10 protein-coding genes are annotated in these 14987 nt (G+C 56.5%); 6 read left to right on the top strand and 4 right to left on the bottom strand.

Going from position 1 to position 14987, the window contains the following annotated elements:
• Positions 1 to 122: 122 nt before the first annotated feature.
• The 6 genes from CJU81_RS15570 to fabI are packed head-to-tail and all read left to right on the top strand — an operon-like array spanning position 123 to position 8314.
• Positions 123 to 1955: an extracellular solute-binding protein gene (locus tag CJU81_RS15570; RefSeq protein WP_095029575.1), complete on the top strand. Its 1833-nt coding sequence runs from the start codon at positions 123 to 125 to the stop codon at positions 1953 to 1955.
• Complete coding sequence (locus tag CJU81_RS15565) at positions 1952 to 3793, top strand: extracellular solute-binding protein (RefSeq protein ID WP_095037352.1); 1842 nt, start codon at positions 1952 to 1954, stop codon at positions 3791 to 3793. Before CJU81_RS15570 ends, CJU81_RS15565 begins: the two co-directional genes overlap by 4 nt.
• Entirely contained in the window at positions 3794 to 4867 is a 1074-nt protein-coding gene (locus CJU81_RS15560) for a microcin C ABC transporter permease YejB (RefSeq protein ID WP_095037351.1), read from the top strand.
• 1 nt (position 4868) lies between these two features.
• A complete protein-coding gene (locus CJU81_RS15555) occupies positions 4869 to 5888 on the top strand; it encodes an ABC transporter permease (RefSeq protein ID WP_016782319.1) in 1020 nt (339 codons plus the stop codon).
• 1 nt (position 5889) lies between these two features.
• The gene (locus CJU81_RS15550) at positions 5890 to 7500 is read left to right on the top strand and encodes an ABC transporter ATP-binding protein (RefSeq protein ID WP_095037350.1); all 1611 of its coding nucleotides are present in this window, start codon (positions 5890 to 5892) and stop codon (positions 7498 to 7500) included.
• 19 nt (positions 7501 to 7519) lie between these two features.
• Entirely contained in the window at positions 7520 to 8314 is a 795-nt protein-coding gene (gene fabI, locus CJU81_RS15545; RefSeq protein WP_016782317.1) for an enoyl-ACP reductase FabI, read from the top strand.
• A gap of 240 nt (positions 8315 to 8554) precedes the next feature.
• Here the strand turns inward: fabI and CJU81_RS15540 are convergent, their stop codons facing one another.
• From CJU81_RS15540 to clpX, 4 genes are all read right to left on the bottom strand, one after another.
• Positions 8555 to 10426, bottom strand: a complete 1872-nt coding sequence (locus tag CJU81_RS15540; RefSeq protein ID WP_095029579.1) for a SurA N-terminal domain-containing protein — start codon at positions 10424 to 10426, stop codon at positions 8555 to 8557.
• A 229-nt stretch (positions 10427 to 10655) separates the two neighbouring features.
• Positions 10656 to 10928, bottom strand: a complete 273-nt coding sequence (locus tag CJU81_RS15530; RefSeq protein WP_095037349.1) for an HU family DNA-binding protein — start codon at positions 10926 to 10928, stop codon at positions 10656 to 10658.
• A 148-nt stretch (positions 10929 to 11076) separates the two neighbouring features.
• Positions 11077 to 13473: an endopeptidase La gene (gene lon / locus CJU81_RS15525; RefSeq protein WP_095037348.1), complete on the bottom strand. Its 2397-nt coding sequence runs from the start codon at positions 13471 to 13473 to the stop codon at positions 11077 to 11079.
• A gap of 163 nt (positions 13474 to 13636) precedes the next feature.
• Positions 13637 to 14920, bottom strand: a complete 1284-nt coding sequence (clpX, locus tag CJU81_RS15520; RefSeq protein ID WP_095029581.1) for an ATP-dependent Clp protease ATP-binding subunit ClpX — start codon at positions 14918 to 14920, stop codon at positions 13637 to 13639.
• Between the last annotated feature and the right edge of the window lie 67 nt (positions 14921 to 14987).

Here is a 14987-nt window from a genome sequence, read left to right as displayed (position 1 = left end):
ATTCCTACAAAAAAGTAGGGCGAAGCTTGCCCGCAGTGCTTTCCTGAGTGGTCTTTTTCCTACAGATACAAGCTGTTACTGTAAGGAAACCTAAAGCCCAATGCCTGGATCGGATCTCTGACTTGACGCGTTCCCTCCTTACGCTATTTATCAGCCTGGCCTTGAGCTTCCCCGCCAGCGCAACCCTGAGCGAAAGCCACGGTTATGCGCAGTTCGGCACACTCAAGTACCCCGCTACCTTTACCCATTTCGACTGGGTAAACCCTGACGCGCCCAAAGGCGGCACATTGAAGGTTATGGCGTTCGGCACCTTCGACACGCTCAACCCCTACACTTTCAAGGGCACCAGCCCGGTCTCGACCCCCAACTTCCTGCAATACGGGGTCAATGAACTCAACGAAACGCTGATGGCAGGCACGGGCCAGTACGCCCCTTCCGGCGATGAGCCCACCTCCAGTTATGGCTTGATCGCCCAGTCGGTGGAGTACAACGAAGACCGCAGCTGGGTGGTTTTTAACCTGCGCCCCGAAGCCCGTTTTCACGACGGTGCCCCGATAACGGCCTACGACGTGGCATTCTCCTACAACCTGCTGCTTAAAGAAGGCCATCCGCAATACCGTACCAATCTTCAGGAAGTCCAGCGGGTCGATATCCTGGGGCCCAAGCGGATTCGCTTCGTATTCAAGCGCGCAGGCAACCCCTTGCTGATTCTGCGCCTGGGCGAGTTGCCCGTGCTGCCCCAGCATTACTGGGCAAAACGCGATTTCAAAGCCACCACCTTTGAGCCACCGCTGGGTAGCGGGCCTTATCGCATCACCAAGGTCACCCCCGGGCGCCAGTTGGTATTCGAGCACGTCAAAAACTGGTGGGGCGCCAACCTGCCGGTCAACCGCGGCAAATACAATTTCGAGCGGGTCGAGGTGGAGTTCTACCGCGACAGCGATGTGGCGTTCGAGGCCTTCAAAGCCCGCGAGTTCGACATTTACATCGAGCACCAGGCCAAGAACTGGGCCAACGGCTATAACTTTCCAGCGGTGCGTCGGGGCGATGTAATCAAAGCCGAAATTACCCACCAGATCCCGACACAAACCCAGGGGCTGTTCATGAACAGCCGCCGCCCTACCTTCGCCCAAGACAACGTGCGTGAAGCCCTGGGCCTGATGTTCGACTTTGAATGGACTAACCGCACACTGTTCAACGGCGCGTACCAGCGAGCCATGAGCTATTACCCCAACAGTGAGTTTTCGGCCAGCGGCATTCCCCAAGGGCATGAATGGCTGATGCTTTCACCCTGGCGCAGCCAGCTTGCCCCCGAACTGTTCAGCCAGGCCTTTGCCCTGCCGCAAACCGACGGGCGCGGGATCCCCCGCGAAACCATGCGCCAGGCGCTGGAGCTGCTCAGTAAAGGCGGCTGGAAACTATCCGGCCAACGGCTGCTCAACAGTGAAGGCAAACCGCTACGGTTCGAAATATTGCTGGTAAACCCCAACCTTGAGCGCATCCTGCAACCCTACGTGGAAAACCTGGCCAGTATCGGTATCGACGCCCGGCTGCGCACCGTGGATCGCGCGCAATACAAACAGCGCCTGGATCAATTCGACTTCGACATGATTCTGATGACCCTCGACCAGACCCTGAGCCCCGGTCTTGAGCAGTGGCAGTACTTCCACTCCAGCCAGGCCAACGTCAAGGGCAGCAAGAATTATGCAGGTGTGGCCAACCCTGTCGTGGATCAGTTGCTGGAACGCTTGCTGGCCGCCCAGACCCGCGACGAGCAATTGTCTGCTGGACGGGCCCTGGACCGTGTTCTGCTGTGGCAGCACTACATCATTCCTAACTGGTATCTGAACTATCACCGCCTGGCGTACCGCAACCGGTTCGCCTTTGTGACTACGCCGCCCTACACACTGGGCCTTAGCGCGTGGTGGCTTAAGCCTACGGAGAAAACACAATGATGCCCTTGCATACCTTGCTAAAGCCCCTTTGCAGCATGCTATTGGCCGGTTTTGCCTGCGCAGCGCTGGCCGCTCCCCAACATGCCCTGACCCTCTACGACGAGCCACCGAAATACCCGGCCAACTTCAAACATGTGGAATACGTCAATCCGGATGCGCCCAAGGGCGGCACATTTCGCAAGTCCGCACTGGGCAGCTTCGACAGCCTCAATCCCTTTATCAACAAAGGCGTGCCGGCCGACGATATCGAACTGACTTACGACACCCTGGCCCGTTCAACCCTGGATGAACCGTTCACGTCCTACGGGTTGATCGCCGAGAAAATCGAAAAGGCCCCGGACAACAGCTGGGTGCGCTATTACCTGCGCCCAGAAGCAAAGTTCAGCGATGGCCAGCCGATTCGTGCCGATGATGTCGTATTCAGCTTCGACACCCTGATGAAGAGCGGCTCACCGCTGTACAAGGGCTATTACAGTGATGTCGACCAGGCCATCGCGGAAAACCCGCTGCAGGTCAAATTCACCTTCAAGCACAACAAAAACCGTGAGTTGCCGCTGATCCTTGGCCAGCTCCCGGTATTGCCCAAGCACTGGTGGGAAACCCGCGACTTCAACAAGGGCAACCTGGAAATCCCGCCTGGCAGCGGCCCCTACACCATCGCCGAAATCAAGCCCGGCCGCTCGATCCGTTACGAGCGCAACAAGGACTACTGGGGCAAGGACCTGCCCATCAACAAGGGCCTGTACAACTTCGACGCCATCACCGTCGATTACTTTCGCGACAACAGCGTTGCCTTCGAAGCTCTCAAGGCCGGTCAGTTTGATTACTGGCTGGAGATCAGCGCGAAAAACTGGGCGGGAGCCTACAACGCCCCGGCATTTACCCAGGGCCGCCTGAAAAAGGAAGAAATCCGTAACCACAACCCGACAGGCATGCAGGGGTTTGTCTTCAACCTGCGCAGGCCAATGTTCCAGGATGTGCGCGTTCGCGAGGCGCTGAGCCTGCTGTTCGACTTTGAATGGGCCAACAAGCAACTGTTCAACGGCGCCTATGCGCGTACCGGCAGCTACTTCGAGAACTCGGAAATGGCCGCCAAGGCGCCTCCAAGCGAAGCCGAGCTGGCCATTCTGGAACCCTTGCGCGGGCAGATTCCCGAGCAGGTGTTTACGGACGTGTTCAAGCCCAGCGTTACCGATGCCAGCGGCATGATTCGCGAGCAACAGCGCCGCGCCTATCAACTGCTGCAAGACGCCGGCTGGCGCATCGTCGATGACAAGATGGTCGACGCCCAGGGCAAGCCGGTGAAAATCGAATTTTTGCTGGCACAAACGGAGTTCGAACGCATCCTGCTGCCGTACAAGCGCAACCTCAGCGATCTGGGCATCGACTTGCAGATTCGCCGGGTCGACACCTCCCAGTATCTCAACCGCCTGCGCTCACGGGATTACGACATGATTGTCGGCAGTTTCCCGCAATCTAACTCACCGGGCAGCGAACAGCGCGAATACTGGGAGTCGCAGAGCATCGACAAACCCGGCAGCCGCAACTTTATCGGCCTCAAGGACCCGGCCATCGACCAGTTGACCGAGGGCCTGATCAACGCAGAGTCCCGGCAAAGCCTGATCAATCATGCCCGGGCACTGGACCGCGTGCTGCAGTGGGGCTTTTATGTGATTCCCAACTGGCATATCAAAACATGGCGCGTGGCTTACTCGAACCATATTGGCCACCCCGAAGTCACGCCCAAATACGATATTGGCACCACCACCTGGTGGGCCAAACCTGACGTCCAACCTGCGCCCTCCAGTAAACCTGCAAGCGCGAGCCAGGAGCCTTAAATGCTGGCTTATATTTTCAGGCGACTGCTGCTGATCATTCCGACGCTTTTCGGGATACTGCTGATTAACTTCATCATCATCCAGGCCGCCCCCGGTGGCCCTGTCGAGCAGATGATTGCCAAGCTCGAGGGTTTTGACGGCGCGACCAGCCGCATCGCGGGCGGCGGTTCGGAAGTCTCGGTGGCCGGCTCCAACTATCGCGGCGCACAGGGGCTCGACCCGGAGCTGGTCAAGGAAATCGAAAAGATGTACGGCTTCGACAAGTCGGCGCCGGAACGTTTGTGGATCATGATCAAGAACTACGCACAACTGGACTTCGGCGAGAGTTTCTTCCGCGATGCCAAGGTCATCGACCTGATCAAGGAGAAGATGCCGGTCTCCATCTCCCTGGGTTTGTGGAGCACCCTGATCATGTACCTGGTGTCGATCCCGCTGGGGATCGCCAAGGCCACGCGCCACGGAAGCCACTTCGACGTCTGGACCAGCTCACTGATCATCGTCGGCTATGCGATCCCGGCCTTCCTGTTTGCCATCCTGCTGATCGTGCTGTTTGCCGGGGGCAGTTATTTCGACTGGTTCCCGTTGCGCGGCCTGACCTCCAACAACTTCGACGAGCTGAGCCTGGGCGGCAAGATTCTCGATTATTTCTGGCATCTGGCATTACCCGTCACGGCGCTGGTGATCGGCAACTTTGCCACCATGACCTTGCTGACCAAAAACAGCTTTCTGGATGAAATCAACAAACAGTACGTCGTTACTGCCAAAGCCAAGGGCCTGACCAACCATCGCGTGCTCTATGGCCACGTGTTCCGCAACGCCATGCTGCTGGTGATTGCCGGTTTCCCTTCGGCCTTTATCGGGATTTTCTTTACCGGCTCGCTGCTGGTCGAAGTGATTTTTTCCCTCGACGGCCTGGGCCTGATGAGTTTTGAGGCGGCGATCAACCGCGACTACCCCGTGGTATTTGGCACCCTGTTTATTTTCACGCTGGTCGGGCTGGTGGTGAAGCTGATCGGCGACCTCTCATACACCCTGGTTGATCCGCGCATCGACTTTGAAAGCAGGGAGCATTGAGATGAAATTATCCCCCCTCAATCGACGCCGTTTTGCCAGATTCAAAGCCAATAAGCGTGGCTGGTGGTCGCTGTGGATCTTTCTGGTGCTGTTCGGGCTCAGCCTCAACGCCGAGTTCATTGCCAACGACAAGCCGCTGGTGATCAATTACGACGGGGAGTGGTATTTCCCGGCACTCAAGCGCTATCCCGAGACCGACTTCGGTGGCGAGTTCCCCCTCGAAGCCAACTACAAAAGCCCGTATATCCGTGAACTGCTGGCCAAGAAAGATGCCTGGGTGCTGTGGCCGCCCATCCCCTACAGCTATCAGAGCATCAACTACGACCTGAAAGTCCCGGCCCCTGCTCCGCCCTCCGCCGAGAACTGGCTGGGCACCGATGACCAGGGCCGCGATGTGCTGGCCCGGGTGATTTATGGCTTTCGCATATCGGTGCTGTTCGCCCTGACCCTGACGGTACTGAGCTCCATCATCGGCGTGATCGCCGGGGCCCTGCAGGGCTTTTATGGTGGCTGGGTCGACCTTGCCGGTCAGCGCTTTCTGGAAATCTGGTCAGGCTTGCCGGTGCTGTACCTGTTGATCATCCTCGCCAGTTTTGTGCAGCCCAACTTCTGGTGGCTGCTGGGGATCATGCTGCTGTTCTCGTGGATGAGCCTGGTAGACGTAGTACGCGCCGAATTCCTGCGTGGGCGTAATCTGGAATATGTGCGTGCCGCCCGCGCCCTTGGCATGCAGGACATGGCCATTATGTACCGTCACATTCTGCCCAACGCGATGGTGTCCACCATGACCTTCATGCCATTTATCCTCACTGGCGCCATTGGCACCCTCACTGCACTGGACTTCCTGGGCTTCGGCCTGCCACCTGGCGCGCCCTCCCTGGGTGAACTGGTGGCCCAGGGCAAATCCAACCTGCAGGCACCCTGGCTGGGGATCAGTGCCTTCGCGGTACTGGCCATTATGCTCAGCCTGCTGGTGTTTATCGGTGAGTCCGCCCGCGATGCCTTCGACCCGAGGAAATAACATGACGCAGGACAATCTGATCGAAGTGCGCGACCTCAGCGTGGAGTTTGTCGCGGGGGAAACCCCGCAGCGAGTAGTGCAAGGAATCAGTTTTGATATCAGGCGTGGCGAAACCCTGGCCCTGGTTGGCGAAAGCGGTTCGGGCAAATCGGTGACTGCGCACTCGATCCTCAGGCTGTTGCCCTACCCGCTTGCGCGCCACCCTACCGGTACGATCAGCTATGGCGGGCATGATTTACTGAGCGCGGACGAAAAAAAACTGCGACACATCCGCGGCAATCGCATCGCAATGATTTTTCAAGAGCCGATGACCTCGCTCAATCCGCTGCACAGCATTGAAAAACAAATCAATGAGGTGCTCGGCATTCACAAGGGGCTCACCGGCAAGGCCGCCACCCTGCGCACCCTGGAGCTTCTGGAACTGGTAGGCATACCCGAACCTCACAAACGCCTCAAAGCGCTGCCACACGAGCTCTCAGGCGGCCAGAGACAGCGTGTGATGATCGCCATGGCCCTGGCCAACGAGCCCGAGTTGCTGATTGCCGATGAACCGACCACGGCACTGGACGTCACGGTACAGCTTAAAATCCTCGACTTGCTCAAGGACCTGCAGGCCCGCCTGGGCATGTCGCTGTTACTGATCAGTCACGATTTGAACCTTGTGCGAAGAATTGCGCATCGCGTATGTGTCATGCAGCGCGGTTTAATCGTCGAACAAGCATCGTGCGAGCAACTGTTCCGTTCGCCGCAACATCCTTACACCCGGGAACTGCTCAGTGCAGAGCCCAGCGGAGGCCCGGCCAACACCGTTGCCGGTCCGCCATTGCTGCAGGTCGAGGACCTGAAAGTATGGTTCCCGATCAAGAAAGGGCTGTTGCGCAAGACCGTTGATTACGTTAAAGCGGTCGACGGCATCAACTTCAGCCTGCCCCAGGGCCAGACCTTGGGCATTGTGGGTGAAAGCGGATCGGGCAAGTCGACCCTGGGGCTGGCGATTTTACGTTTGATTGCCAGCAAGGGTTCGATCAGTTTTGAAGGCAAACGGCTAGACTGCTTGTCGCAGAAAGAAGTACGGCCGCTGCGCCGGGAAATGCAGGTGGTGTTCCAGGACCCCTTCGGCAGTCTCAGCCCGCGCATGAGCGTCAGCGAGATTGTCGGTGAAGGCTTGCGTATTCACCGCATGGGTACCGATGCAGAGCAGGAAATTGCAATTATTGAAGCCTTGCGAGAAGTAGGTCTGGATCCGGAAACCCGGCACCGTTACCCTCACGAGTTTTCAGGCGGACAACGGCAACGAATCGCCATTGCCCGAGCCCTGGTCTTGAAACCGGAGTTGATTTTGCTGGACGAGCCAACCTCGGCGTTGGACCGCACAGTGCAACGCCAGGTGGTTGAGCTGCTGCGCTCACTGCAAACCAGGCACAACCTGACGTATTTGTTTATCAGCCATGACCTGGCTGTCGTCAAAGCGCTGAGCCACCAGTTGATGGTGGTCAAGCATGGCCAAGTGGTCGAACAGGGTGATGCGCAAAGTATCTTTGCCTCACCGCAACATCCATATACACAACAGCTGCTGGAAGCCGCCTTTTTGGCACCAGTGGCTGTCGATTAACCTGATAGAGGAACAACACATGGGTTTTCTCACCGGTAAGCGCGTACTGATCGTTGGTGTCGCTAGCAAATTGTCCATCGCTTCTGGCATTGCTGCCGCCATGCACCGTGAAGGCGCCGAGCTGGCTTTCACTTATCAGAACGAAAAGCTGAAAGGTCGTGTTGAAGAATTCGCCGCAGGCTGGGGCTCGAACCCTGAGCTGTGCTTCCCTTGCGACGTGGCCAGCGATGAAGAAATCGCCAAGGTTTTCGAAGACCTGAGCAAGAAGTGGGACGGCCTGGACTGCATCGTTCACTCCGTAGGCTTCGCCCCTGGCGACCAACTGGATGGCGACTTCACCGACGCTACCACCCGTGAAGGCTTCCGCATCGCTCACGACATCAGCGCCTACAGCTTCGTGGCCCTGGCCAAAGCCGGCCGCCCGATGATGAAAGGCCGCAACGGCAGCCTGCTGACCCTGTCCTACCTGGGCGCAGAGCGCACCATGCCTAACTACAACGTGATGGGCATGGCCAAGGCCAGCCTGGAAGCCGGTGTACGTTACCTGGCAGGCAGCCTGGGCCCTGAGGGTACTCGCGTTAACTGCGTATCGGCTGGCCCGATCCGTACCCTGGCAGCGTCGGGCATCAAGAACTTCCGCAAAATGCTGGCGGCCAACGAAGCGCAAACCCCACTGCGTCGCAACGTGACCATCGACGAAGTCGGCAATGCCGGCGCGTTCCTGTGCTCGGACCTGGCATCGGGCATCAGCGGCGAAATCATGTACGTAGACGGCGGCTTCAACACCACCGCCATGGGCAGCCTCGAAGAGTAACTCCTTCGCTGTAGCCGCTACACAAAACGCCCGGTGCAGTGATTGCACCGGGCGTTTTTTTGTGTCGTGACAATCTGTGGAAGATGACCTGTGGGAGAGGGCTTGCCCGCGATGCAGGCGGCGCGGTGTGTCAGGCACACTGCGTTGATACCATCGCGAGCAAGCCCGCTCCCACAAAAAAACAGGCGAAAAAAAAGGCCGCTCAATGAGCGGCCTTTTTTAATGAAGCAGGCAGAACGCTTAGTAGCGCTCAACCTTGGCTTCGTTTTCCAACTGCTTGCGGTAGGCAGCAAAGTCTTGCTGACCAACACGCGAAGCGAGGAAGCGGCGATACGACGCTTTCTCTTCTTCAGTCGGCGCTACTGCATCGTTGACGCCATTCAGACGCAGCACAACCACAGTGCCATCAGCCAGGGTGACGCTGCCGAAAGTCGGCTTGTCCTTGGCTGCAGGTTTAGGCATGCGGAATACCGCTTGCAGCACGGCAGGATCAATACCTTCCTGACCACGGGCAACCGCTTCCTGAACCTTCCACGACTGACCATCAACTGGCTGGTTCAACGGCAGTTTGCCATCGCGCAGTTCCTTGATGATTTGTTCAGCACGCGTTTTGGCCGCAGCACTGGCGTGCTCCTTGACCAGTTGCGCACGAATGCTTGAGGCCACAGCTTCCAGCGGCAACTGCTCAGGCTTGCGGTGCTCCTTGACGCGCAATACCACTACGGTCTCAGGGTCCAGCTCCAGCGCAGTACTGTTCGCGCCCTCATCCATCACTTCGGTGCTGAATGCAGCCTGGATCACGGCACGGTTGGCAGCAACACCTTCACCGCCCTCACGGCCAAACGGCGCAGAGGTATGTACGGTCAGCTTAAGCTCTTGAGCCGGCTGAGCCAGATCTGACGCTTCAAACGCCGAGTCTTCCAATTGCTTGGTTGCATCGACAAACAGGCGTTCAACCTGCTGGGTTTTCAGGTCATGGGTCAGCTTGTCTTTCAGGCTGGCAAAGCTCGGCACTTGCGGTGCTTCAACGCCCAGCAGCTTGATCAGGTGATAACCGAAGCTGGTACGCACCGGCTCCGAAACCTGATCCTGCTTCAACGCGTAAACAGCTGTTTCGAACACAGGGTCGTAAACACCCGGGCCTGCAAAGCCCAGGTCACCGCCATTGGCAGCCGAACCTGGATCCTGGGAAAACTCCTTGGCCAGGGCCTCGAAGCTTTCACCCTTGGCCAGACGCTGCTGGATCTCGGCGATCTTGGCTTTGGCCTGGTCATCGCTGACCTTGTCGTTGACTTCAATCAGGATATGCGCAGCCCGGCGCTGCTCGGCCAGATTCGCGATTTCCTTTTGATACAAGGCTTGCAGCTCGTCGTCCTTCACCGCTACCTGGTCAAAGAAAGAAGACTTCTTCAACTCGATATAGTCGATCACGACCTGATCAGGAGTCATGAACTCCTTGGCGTGCTCGTCGTAGTAAGCCTTGACTTCGTCATCGGTCAGTTTCACCGCAGCCGGATCGGCCTTGATGTTCAGCGAAGCGAAATCACGGGTTTGTTTTTCCAGACGGGCAAATGCATTCACCTGCTCATCAGTCACGAAACCACTGCCCGCCAGACCGGCACGCAGCTGACCAATCAGCATTTCCTCGCCCAGCATGTTACGGAATTGCAGGCGGCCGTAACCCAGTTGACGGATCACCTGGTCGAAACGCTCAGGGCTGAACTTGCCGTCTTCCTGAAACTCAGGGGTCAGCAGAATGACCTGATCCAAAGCGGCCTCAGAGAACGAAAACTTCGCGTCTTTGGCGCCTTGCAGCAACAGCTTGCGATCGATCAACCCTTTGAGGGCCGCTTCACGCAGCATTTTTTCATCCAGCAACGACGAGTCAAAATCCTTGCCCAACTGCTGCAGCAACTGACGGCGTTGCATGTCGACGGCCTGGCTCAATTCAACCTGGGTGATTTCTTCACCGTTAACCTTGGCGGCATCCTGGCTGGTAGAGGTGGCTTGAAAAATAGCATCGAAACCGGTCAACGCCATTAACGCGACGATGACTCCGATGATGGTCTTGGCAATCCAGCCTTGTGAATTGTCCCTGATATTTTGCAGCATGCTTCCCCCAGAAACGGTCTTGCATAATGAGCAACCGTGGAGCGTGGGTAGAGTCCGGATAGAAGAAAGGCGCATCCGAGGATGCGCCTTCTCGTAACTGGCGGAGCGGACCGGGCTCGAACCCGCGACCCCCGGCGTGACACATCGGTGTTGCCACCGACTGCACTACCGCTCCGCTGCCAAGCCTGGCGTGCGCCTGACCCGGTTGGGTAAAAGGTGTTGCAGAAACTTAGTTAACCGCTTCTTTCAGTGCTTTACCGGCTTTGAAGCCTGGTTTTTTGGCAGCTGCGATTTCCAGTGCTTCGCCGGTCTGCGGGTTACGACCTGTGCGAGCAGGACGATCGGTCACAGAAAAAGTACCAAAACCAACCAGCACCACAGAGTCGCCAGCCTTAAGAGCGCCAGTGACGGATTCGATTACTGCGTCCAGCGCACGGCCAGCTGCAGCTTTCGGGATATCAGCAGATGCAGCGATAGCATCAATCAGTTCCGACTTGTTCACTCTAAGTCCCCTTATATCTGTCTGAGTATGTTTCTAAAGTTTTTTAGTTAAAGCAAAACGACTGCTGAAGCACTTACGGACACTTATAGAGCCGCTTTATAACAAGGGCTCTAAAAAGCGTCAAGAAAGCCCGTCAGGCGAATCCGTATTAATGCGTGCTAATTCTTTCCTTAGAGTCAGACTCTCGCTTGTCGTCCTTGGCAACAATCTCGGGAGCCACATCCGGCAAGGGCTCCGGGGCGTATTGCAGCGCAATTTGCAGGACTTCGTCAATCCATTTAACCGGTTTAATCTGAAGATCCTGTTTGATGTTGTCAGGAATCTCTTTCAGATCACGGACGTTTTCTTCAGGGATAATTACAGTTTTGATGCCACCACGGTGAGCGGCAAGTAATTTTTCCTTCAAGCCACCAATCGCCAACACCTGGCCACGAAGGGTAATTTCACCGGTCATGGCAACATCGGCGCGTACCGGAATCAGGGTCAATGCCGAGACCAGAGCAGTACACATTCCCACACCGGCACTAGGGCCATCCTTAGGTGTAGCGCCTTCCGGCATATGAATGTGAATATCGCGTTTTTCGTGGAAATCCAACGGGATACCCAGACTTTTTGCACGACTGCGCACCACCGTCAAAGCAGCGGTGATCGACTCTCCCATCACGTCGCCCAGCGAACCGGTCTTGATCAGCTGGCCTTTGCCAGGAACAACAGCCGCTTCGATGGTCAACAATTCGCCACCCACCTGGGTCCAGGCCAGACCAGTCACCTGACCGATCTGATCCTGAACTTCAGCCAAACCATAGCTGAATTTTCTTACACCCAAAAAGTGCTCAAGCAGCTCCGGCGTTACGGTGACCGCAAACCGTTTTTCCAGCACATGCTCCTTGACCGTCTTACGGCAGATCTTCGCAATCTGGCGCTCAAGGCCCCGCACGCCGGCTTCGCGAGTGTAGTAGCGGATAATGTCGCGGATAGCTTCGTTATCAAACGCCAGTTCGCCCTTCTTCAAGCCATTGGCTTCGATTTGCTTGGGAGCCAGGTATTTGACAGCGATATTGATTTTTTCGTCTTCGGTGTAGCCAGGCAGACGAATGACTTCCATCCGGTCCAGCAACGCCGGCGGGATATTCATCGAGTTGGAGGTACACAGGAACATCACATCTGACAGGTCGTAGTCGACCTCGAGGTAATGGTCATTGAAATTGTGGTTCTGCTCGGGATCGAGCACTTCAAGCAATGCCGAAGCCGGATCGCCACGCATGTCGCTGCCCATTTTGTCGATTTCATCGAGCAGGAACAACGGGTTGCGCACACCAACCTTGGTCATCTTTTGAATCAATCTTCCTGGCATCGAACCGATATAAGTACGGCGATGACCACGAATTTCCGCTTCATCACGCACACCACCCAGGGCCATGCGCACGAACTTACGGTTTGTTGCGTGGGCAATAGACTCGGCGAGCGAGGTTTTACCGACGCCCGGAGGGCCAACCAGGCATAGAACCGGGCCACGAATTTTCTTCACGCGCTTTTGCACGGCGAGATATTCGAGAATCCGTTCTTTGACTTCGTCCAGACCGTAGTGATCTGCGTCCAGAATGTCTTCAGCGCGCTTAAGATCGAGGCGCACCTTGCTCTGAGCCTTCCACGGCACCTGCACCAGCCAGTCGATATAGGAACGCACCACCGTGGCTTCTGCGGACATTGGCGACATTTGCTTAAGCTTGTTCAGCTCGGCCTGGGCCTTGGCCATTGCATCTTTGGGCAAGCCGGCAGCATCGATGCGCTTTTTCAGCTCTTCGATTTCATTGTGACCTTCGTCACCATCACCCAGCTCTTTCTGAATGGCCTTCATCTGCTCATTCAGGTAGTACTCGCGCTGGCTGCGCTCCATTTGCTTTTTGACGCGGCCACGGATGCGCTTTTCAACTTGCAGCAAGTCGATCTCGGCATCCAGCAGAGCCAGAACGTGCTCGACACGGGCCTGCAAATCGATGATTTCGAGGATTTCCTGCTTCTGCTCGATTTTCAGCGCCATGTGCGCGGCCATCGTATCGACCAGACGGCTTGGCTCATCAATGCTGTTAAGCGAAGACAGAACCTCGGCCGGGACTTTTTTGCCCAGTTGTACGTATTGCTCGAACTGCGAAAGCAGGCTGCGCACAAAGACCTCGGACTCACGGTCCGGGGCAGCCACTTCGTCAATCAGGGAGACTTCGGCGCTCAGATATCCATCTGCCTGGCCAAAATGCTCAACCGCACCGCGCTGCTCTCCCTCAACCAGCACTTTGACCGTGCCGTCCGGGAGTTTAAGCAGTTGCAGGACAGTTGCAATGGTACCGACGCGATACAGGGCTTCTTCGCCAGGATCGTCGTCAGCCGGATTCTTTTGAGCCAACAGCAGAATTTGCTTGTCGCCCGTCATCGCAGCCTCAAGGGCCTCGATCGACTTCTCGCGTCCCACGAACAGTGGGATCACCATGTGCGGATACACAACAACATCACGCAACGGCAGGAGAGGCAATTCGATGGTTGTCTTCATGATTTCGCCTCTACGGCGGCCATAAGGCCGTAATCAGATGGATGTAAGCTTGAAGCCAAGATGGGGGCAGTCTTGAAAAAAAACAAGCGTTGAACGACAGGAAAAACAAAGGGGCCCGAAGGCCCCTTCTTTAACACGCAATGTGCAATGCCCGGCACTGCATTTACGCGTCAGGTGCAACCTTGGCAGTCGCTTCGCTGTTTTCATAAATCAACAACGGCTTGGACTTGCCTTCTATAACGCTTTCATCGATCACAACTTTACTCACCTCGGACTGCGAGGGGATTTCGTACATTGTGTCGAGCAGCACGCCTTCAAGAATCGAACGCAGGCCACGGGCGCCAGTTTTACGTTCCAGAGCACGCTTGGCCACAGCCTTCAGGGCATCGGCACGGAACTCCAGATCAACACCTTCCATCTCGAACAGCTTGCCGTATTGCTTGGTCAAGGCGTTCTTCGGCTCGGTGAGGATCTGCATCAAGGCAGCTTCGTCCAGCTCGTCCAGCGTCGCAAGTACAGGCAGACGACCCACGAATTCCGGGATCAGGCCAAACTTGACCAGATCGTCAGGTTCGACTTCACGCAGGGATTCGCCAACCTTCTTACCCTCTTCCTTGCTGCGCACTTCGGCACTGAAGCCGATGCCGCCGCGAGTCGAACGCGCCTGTACAACCTTTTCCAGGCCCGAGAACGCACCACCACAGATAAACAGGATGTTGCGGGTATCAACCTGCAAGAACTCCTGCTGCGGGTGCTTGCGGCCGCCTTGAGGCGGTACGGAAGCCACGGTACCTTCGATCAGCTTGAGCAATGCCTGCTGCACACCTTCACCGGAAACATCACGGGTAATCGAAGGGTTGTCAGACTTGCGCGAAATCTTGTCGATTTCATCGATGTAGACAATGCCCATCTGGGCTTTTTCTACGTCGTAATCGCATTTCTGCAGCAGCTTCTGAATGATGTTTTCAACATCTTCGCCCACATAACCGGCTTCAGTCAGCGTGGTTGCGTCAGCGATGGTGAAAGGCACATTCAACAGGCGAGCCAGGGTTTCTGCCAGCAGGGTCTTACCCGAGCCGGTCGGGCCGATCAGCAGGATGTTGCTCTTGCCGAGTTCGACGTCGTCGTTTTTCTTGTCACGCTGGTTGAGGCGCTTGTAGTGGTTGTACACCGCTACAGCCAAAACCTTTTTGGCACGTTCCTGACCAATGACGTATTGATCAAGGATGCCGCTGATTTCTTTTGGCGATGGTAATTTATGCGCGCTGCTCTCGGCCTGGGCTTCCTGCACCTCCTCACGGATGATGTCATTGCACAGGTCAACGCATTCGTCGCAGATAAAGACCGAGGGGCCGGCAATCAATTTGCGCACTTCATGCTGGCTTTTGCCACAGAAGGAGCAATAGAGCAATTTGCCGTTGTCCTCGCCGTTGCGGGTGTCAGTCATTCGATCGATCCAAATCCGATAGGCTTGCAACACAAGATGAAGGCAACTGCGGGCTTTTTCAAGCCCG

Source organism: Pseudomonas fragi, from assembly GCF_002269505.1.
Lineage (GTDB): Bacteria > Pseudomonadota > Gammaproteobacteria > Pseudomonadales > Pseudomonadaceae > Aquipseudomonas > Aquipseudomonas fragi_D.
The sequence above is the reverse complement of the archived record's forward strand: the minus strand, read 5'-3'. Positions and strand labels throughout refer to the sequence as shown.

Coding starts and splice junctions, on each gene's coding strand:
- CJU81_RS15560 (WP_095037351.1), top strand. CDS start 3,794: ATGCTGGCTTATATTTTCAGGCGACTGCTGCTGATCATTCCGACGCTT.
- CJU81_RS15555 (WP_016782319.1), top strand. CDS start 4,869: ATGAAATTATCCCCCCTCAATCGACGCCGTTTTGCCAGATTCAAAGCC.
- fabI (WP_016782317.1), top strand. CDS start 7,520: ATGGGTTTTCTCACCGGTAAGCGCGTACTGATCGTTGGTGTCGCTAGC.
- CJU81_RS15550 (WP_095037350.1), top strand. CDS start 5,890: ATGACGCAGGACAATCTGATCGAAGTGCGCGACCTCAGCGTGGAGTTT.
- CJU81_RS15565 (WP_095037352.1), top strand. CDS start 1,952: ATGATGCCCTTGCATACCTTGCTAAAGCCCCTTTGCAGCATGCTATTG.
- lon (WP_095037348.1), bottom strand. CDS start 13,473: ATGAAGACAACCATCGAATTGCCTCTCCTGCCGTTGCGTGATGTTGTT.
- clpX (WP_095029581.1), bottom strand. CDS start 14,920: ATGACTGACACCCGCAACGGCGAGGACAACGGCAAATTGCTCTATTGC.
- CJU81_RS15540 (WP_095029579.1), bottom strand. CDS start 10,426: ATGCTGCAAAATATCAGGGACAATTCACAAGGCTGGATTGCCAAGACC.